This window comes from Cryobacterium sp. (assembly GCF_025463825.1).
In the GTDB taxonomy this organism is placed as follows: domain Bacteria; phylum Actinomycetota; class Actinomycetes; order Actinomycetales; family Microbacteriaceae; genus Cryobacterium.
The window spans coordinates 1-4,214 of record NZ_JAODBG010000144.1; the positions used below are offsets into that span (position 1 = coordinate 1).

The following is a 4,214-nucleotide window of genomic DNA, read 5'->3' on the forward strand; positions in this document are numbered from 1 at the left end:
GCTGTTCACCGGTATTGCCCTGTTCCTCATTGACGGAACCAGCGGCCTCGTGCTGCTCGGTGCCCTTGTTCCACTGTACTTTTTGACGCGATGGTTCCAGAAGCGGTCGCAGGCTCTGTTCCGGCAGTCCCGCGTGGCATCCGCCCGGGTCATCGTGCAGTTCGTTGAGACGATGACCGGTATCCGGGCGGTGAAGGCGTTCCGCAAGGAGAAGCGCAACGAGAAGGAGTTCGGCGCGCTGGTGGAGGACTACCGCGACGTGAACGCCCGGGTCATCCAGCTGTTCGGGATCTTCGATCCTGGACTGGTGATGATCGGGAATCTCACCGTCGGAGTCGTGCTGCTGGTCGGCGGTTTCCGGGTGGCGGACGGACAGCTCGCCATCGGCGTACTGCTCGCGACGCTGCTCTACGCCCGCCGGTTCTTCGACCCGATGGAGGAGATGGCGATGTTCTACAACTCCTACCAGTCGGCCGCGGCGGCGCTGGAGAAGATCTCCGGTGTGCTCGAGGAGCGGCCCGGCGTGCCGGACCCGGTCAAGCCGGTGGACCTGTGGACGTCGAAGGGCGCCGTTCACTTCGAGGACGTGCAGTTCGAATACCAGGCCGACCGGGTCATCCTGCCGCGCTTCACCCTCACCCTGGAGCCCGGGCAGACCATCGCCCTGGTCGGCTCGACCGGGGCGGGCAAGTCGACCCTGGCGAAGCTGATCTCCCGGTTCTACGACCCGTCGCACGGCCGGGTGCTCCTGGACGGGGTCGACCTGCGGGACCTGCACCCCAAGGACCTCCGCCGGGCCATCGTAATGGTGACCCAGGAGGCGTACCTGTTCAGCGGGAGCGTGGCCGACAACATCGCGATCGGGAAGCCGGACGCGACCAGAGCCGAGGTCGAGGCGGCCGCGCGGGCGGTGGGTGCGCACGACTTCATCAAGGGCCTGCCCGGCGGCTACGACACCGACGTGAACAAGCGCGGCGGCCGCGTCTCGGCCGGCCAGCGCCAGCTGATCTCGTTCGCGCGGGCGTTCCTGGCCGACCCGGCCGTGCTGATCCTCGACGAGGCCACCTCGTCGCTGGACATCCCGAGCGAACGCCTGGTGCAGGAAGCGCTGCAGACCCTGCTCAGCGACCGCACCGCGGTGATCATCGCGCACCGGTTGTCGACCGTCGCGATCGCCGACCGGGTGCTGGTGATGGAGAACGGTGTGATCGTCGAGGACGGCACCCCCGCGATGCTGATCTCCGGCACCGGCCGGTTCTCCCGTCTGCACGCCGCCTGGCGGGAATCCCTGGTCTAGCCTCCCACCCCCTCGCGGGCTAGGCGGGGCCCAGGGGGGAGGCCTCCGGGGACAATGGGGGAGATTTGAGCTCCACGAAGATGGCGTGGGTGGGGGTGTCGCCGGTGTTCTCGCCGGAGTGGGACTGGGCGGGCAGCCAGCGGGCCTCGCCGGCAGCCAGCGCAGTGTCGAACACCCGGTCCTCGGTGGAGAGCCGTCGGCTGAACGCGCTGAGGGTGACCATGACGCTGTCCGGATGCCGGTGCGGCGTGGTCGTCTCGCCCGCCTCGTCGCGGTACTCGAGCACCCGCACCCGGTCGTTCTCGAGGTAATGCCCCGGGTTGGTTTTCACCGGGTCGTCAGCCATCTCCATGCGGGCACGATACACCTCCCGAACGGTGACCTGAGCCCCGAAATCTCGGGATGCTCGGGGCCGTGCTCACGGCTCGCGGGACGGGGACACATCCCCTGAGCCGGTTGGTTTTCGGGAGCTTTGAGTCGGCTGTGTTTCGGGGAGGTCAAGGGTGGGCAACCACTCGCCCCGAACCCGCCCGGCGCGCTTGACAGGTCTCCGGCCGGCGGCGAATCTGGGCTGAAGAGAACAACACACGCCCACGAACGAGAGCCTCTCGTTCCCGAACCGGCGCCGGCCTGTGGCCCGGTGACCAGTCTGATAGGGGGATCACCCAGCATGGATTCAGTCACCATCGTGGGCGCAGGGGTGGTCGGGTACGCCAGTGCCGCCGCCCTGCGCGCGCACGGCTACACCGGTCGCATCACCGTCGTGGGCGGCGAACGCCACCGGCCCTACGACCGGCCGCCCCTTCGCCATGGCTTTCTCACCGGGCAGACCACCATCGGCGAACTCGCCCTGGAGTCTCCCACCGAGGACCTCGACGTGCAGTGGCAGCTGGGGGTCGCCGCGGTGGGCCTGGACCCGGCCACGCACCGGGTGACCCTCGCGAACGGTCGCACCGTCGACGCCGACGCTGTCGTGATCGCGACGGGATCGGCCGCCCGCCGGTTGGGGAACTCGCCGCGCGGGGTGCACACCCTCCGCACGGTGGATGACGCTCTCGCCCTCCGCGAGGAACTGCTGCCCGGCGGCCGGATGGTCGTGGTCGGCTCGGGAGTGGTGGGCCTGGAGGTGGCTTCGACGGCCAGGGATCTGGGCATGGACGTGACCGTGATCGGCAGCACCACGGATGCGCTGTGCACCGCCTTCGGCCGCACCGTCGCCGACGCGGTGCACCGGCTGCACGCCCGGACGGGCACCCACGTGCGCACCGACCTGCGCGTTGCGGAGCTGATCGGACCCGGTTGGGTGTCCGGCGTGCGGCTCACCACGGGGGAGGAGATCGGCGCCGACGTGGTGCTGCTCGACATCGGGTCGGTGCCGTTGGTGGGCTGGCTCGGCGACTCCGGTCTCGACCTGCGCGGCGGGGTGGTGTGCGACGAGGTGGGAGCCACCGGTGCGCCCGGCGTGGTGGCCGTCGGCGACTGCGCCGCCTGGCTCGACCCGGTCACCGGGCAGCACCGCCGGGTCGAGCACTGGAGCGACACCCGCAATCGCCCCGGGATCGCCATGGCCGCGCTGCTCGGTGACCCGCTCGGCGGCTCGCAACGGCCCAGCCGGCTCGCCTCGCAGCAGGCCGGCTCCCGAGTGCAGTTCGCCGGGCGGTTTCACGGGGGCGAGGACCTGTCGATCGAGGCGGGCGGCGTCGAGACCGGCGACCTGCTGGCCGTCTACCGCCGGGGCGGTCGCCCGGTCGCGGTGCTGGGCATCGATCAACCGGCGCTCGTGAAGGACTGGCAGGCGCGGCTGGTCGGGGCGGATGCGTCCGGACCCGGCGCGGCCGCCGCGCCCCGGGCAGACGCCGCAACGCTGGCGGTGCCGCAGGCGTGACTCAGGGGCGCCAGCGGGCGAGACTGAGATCCACCCGGTACGCGGCGTCCGGCCGGAGGGGGGAGACCAACGGGGTCTGCTCGGCCCGGTAGTACTCGAGCGCCCGCTCCTCATGATCGACCGGCGGATGGCCGCCGGCGCGGATCACCCGCCACCAGGGCGCATCCGCCCCGAACTGCGCCATCGTCTGCCCCACGACCCTGGCGGCCCGGGAACCGAGGGTCGCGGCCACGTCGCCGTAGGTCATCACCCGGCCGGGCGGGATCGAGTCCACGATGTCGAGCACCGCCGCCACGAACGGGCTGCCCGGATCCAGACCCATCTTTACAGGGTGAGCGCGCCGATGACCTCGCCGTACTCGGTCTGGCCCAGGTCGACGAAGCCGATCCGGTGGAAGAAGGCCTCCGGGCCCTCCTCGCCGGGCTCCCAGATCACCGTGATGCGGTCGAAGCCGCGGTGACGGGCCTCCTCGGCCAGGGCCTCGGCGGCGAACTTTCCCACGCCCATGCCCTGCGCTTCGGCGTCGACGTTGATGCGCCAGATGCAGGCGCGGAATTCTTCCTGCTGCGACTCCGGATCGAAATTGCCGTGGATGAAGCCCGCGACCTGGCCGTCGAGAAGCACCACGCGCTGCCAGGCGGTGGCCGGGTTGATCACAGATGCCGCCACAGCGTAGGAGACCGGGGCGATGAATTGCTCCTGACCAGGCTTCAGGCTCAGGTTGTTGGCCGCAACGATGTTTCGTGCGGACAGTTCTTCCAGTCGGAGTTCAGGCATAACCCAAGGCTATCGAACGCGTGGGACCGCTGATAGTCGGGATTCTGGGGGACTCGGACGAGCACCGGGTCAGCGCCGTCAACTCTCTCGATGTCGAGACAGTTACCGCCCTCGGCTAGGATTGATCCCGGCCACCATGCCCCGACTCACTGAGGAGAATCCATTGTCGAAGATCAAGGTTGCAGGTACTGTCGTCGAGCTGGACGGGGACGAGATGACCCGCATCATCTGGCAGGCCATCAAGGACTCCCTGAT

The 4,214-nt window shown here is 69.6% G+C and carries 5 protein-coding genes; 2 read left to right on the forward strand and 3 right to left on the reverse strand.

Annotation, left to right across the window (positions count from 1 at the left end; translation table 11 throughout):
* Positions 1 to 1,297, forward strand: a 1,297-nt coding sequence (locus JWP54_RS17385; protein WP_297374813.1) for an ABC transporter ATP-binding protein, incomplete at its 5' end; no start/stop codon positions are given.
* 19 nt (positions 1,298 to 1,316) lie between these two features.
* On the opposite strand, the gene JWP54_RS17390 is transcribed toward JWP54_RS17385, so the two are convergent.
* The gene (locus tag JWP54_RS17390; RefSeq protein ID WP_297374816.1) at positions 1,317 to 1,649 is read right to left on the reverse strand and encodes a cytoplasmic protein; all 333 of its coding nucleotides are present in this window, start codon (positions 1,647 to 1,649) and stop codon (positions 1,317 to 1,319) included.
* Between the two features lie 318 nt (positions 1,650 to 1,967).
* Here JWP54_RS17390 and JWP54_RS17395 point away from each other — a divergent pair, with 318 nt between their 5' ends.
* Entirely contained in the window at positions 1,968 to 3,182 is a 1,215-nt protein-coding gene (locus JWP54_RS17395; protein ID WP_297374819.1) for an NAD(P)/FAD-dependent oxidoreductase, read from the forward strand.
* 1 nt (position 3,183) lies between these two features.
* Here the strand turns inward: JWP54_RS17395 and JWP54_RS17400 are convergent, their stop codons facing one another.
* Both JWP54_RS17400 and JWP54_RS17405 read right to left on the reverse strand, forming a co-directional pair.
* Positions 3,184 to 3,504 carry an MGMT family protein gene (locus tag JWP54_RS17400; RefSeq protein WP_297374822.1) on the reverse strand — a complete coding sequence of 107 codons (321 nt, stop codon included), beginning with the start codon at positions 3,502 to 3,504 and terminating at the stop codon, positions 3,184 to 3,186.
* A 2-nt stretch (positions 3,505 to 3,506) separates the two neighbouring features.
* Positions 3,507 to 3,959, reverse strand: coding sequence for a GNAT family N-acetyltransferase (locus JWP54_RS17405; RefSeq protein ID WP_297374827.1), 453 nt, complete (start codon positions 3,957 to 3,959; stop codon positions 3,507 to 3,509).
* Positions 3,960 to 4,214 lie beyond the last annotated feature (255 nt).

What these genes read in the sequence shown, in the direction of transcription:
- JWP54_RS17405 (WP_297374827.1), bottom strand. Translation starts at nt 3,959, where the DNA reads ATGCCTGAACTCCGACTGGAAGAACTGTCCGCACGAAACATCGTTGCG.
- JWP54_RS17395 (WP_297374819.1), top strand. Translation starts at nt 1,968, where the DNA reads ATGGATTCAGTCACCATCGTGGGCGCAGGGGTGGTCGGGTACGCCAGT.
- JWP54_RS17400 (WP_297374822.1), bottom strand. Translation starts at nt 3,504, where the DNA reads ATGGGTCTGGATCCGGGCAGCCCGTTCGTGGCGGCGGTGCTCGACATC.
- JWP54_RS17390 (WP_297374816.1), bottom strand. Translation starts at nt 1,649, where the DNA reads ATGGAGATGGCTGACGACCCGGTGAAAACCAACCCGGGGCATTACCTC.